The organism is Ruegeria sp. AH12 (genome assembly GCF_056541465.1).
In genome coordinates, this window is the sequence record NZ_JBQFYL010000086.1 from 1 (window position 1) to 1,090 (window position 1,090).

A 1,090-nucleotide genomic window follows, 5' to 3' on the forward strand; every position below is an offset into this window, starting at 1 on the left:
GCCGGATACGGCGAGGTCGTCAAATATGGACTGTTGGGCGATGCCCAGTTCTTTGAGTGGCTTGAAGACAACGGGCCTCTGTTAGCATCCGGCGACATGGCGGCGCGCGTGCAGGCCGTCACACGCTCGGTTCAGATGAAGGCCGATATCGTGGCACGCGACGAGACCGAGCAGGGCGACCGGGCGCTGCTCAATCTGGGTCATACTTTCTGCCACGCGCTTGAGGCTGCAACCGATTATTCTGATCGATTGCTGCACGGTGAAGGTGTCGCCATCGGCTGTGCGCTGGCGTTTGAAACTTCTTCTCGGTTGGGGCTTTGCCCGCAAGAAGATCCAAGCCGTGTCAGGGCGCATTTGCGCGCCATGGGCATGAAGACTGATCTGGCCGATATTCCGGGTGAATTGACGGATGCAGAAACGCTGCTCGATCTGATGGCGCAGGACAAAAAGGTCATGGATGGCCAGTTGCGTTTCATTATGGCACGAGGCATCGGACAGGCCTTCGTCACTTCAGAAGTGCCGCGCGAGACAGTGGTCTCGGTGCTTGATGATGCGCTGGCCGCCTGCTGAGATTCAGCGCCCCTGGATTACCATCAGCTCGCCGATGTTTTCGCGGGTGATATAGCCAACCATGTGTCCCGATTTGGTGCATACAGCAATTGCGGGTGCACCTTTATGCAGGCCATTCAGAACTTGGTCCAATCCGCTGGTGAGTGCGACTTGTGGTATGTCCTTATCCATAATCGACGCTGCAGGCTCGGATCGGGGATGGTCGCTTGCTAACGCTGCGAACAGTCGGTCACGGGTGACAAAACCCAAAAGGCTGCCATCCTCGGCCAAGACCGGAAACTCGTGCTGGGTCGTATGAATGACTGCTTGAGCCGCCGTCGCCAACGTATCATCGGGCGACAACGCCTTGAACTCGGTGATCATCGCATCCCGGGCCTTCACACGCCGCGCAACCGAACGTAGCGCAACGTCTTGGTTTTCGGAATTCGCGGCAATGAAGACAAAGACGGCGATCAGAACCAGTATCGGGTTGCCAGAGGTCAGCCCCAGAAAACCAAGCCCGACCGCTACGATCTGACCG

2 protein-coding genes are annotated in these 1,090 nt (G+C 57.7%); one reads left to right on the top strand and one right to left on the bottom strand.

Annotated elements, in window-relative coordinates; genetic code table 11:
* Positions 1 to 570: 3-dehydroquinate synthase family protein (locus ACR0EL_RS21795; protein ID WP_480502261.1), on the top strand; the 570-nt coding region annotated here is incomplete at its 5' end.
* 3 nt (positions 571 to 573) lie between these two features.
* Here ACR0EL_RS21795 and ACR0EL_RS21800 read toward each other — a convergent pair.
* On the bottom strand, positions 574 to 1,090 hold a 517-nt coding region (locus ACR0EL_RS21800), incomplete at its 5' end, for a CBS domain-containing protein (RefSeq protein ID WP_480502262.1).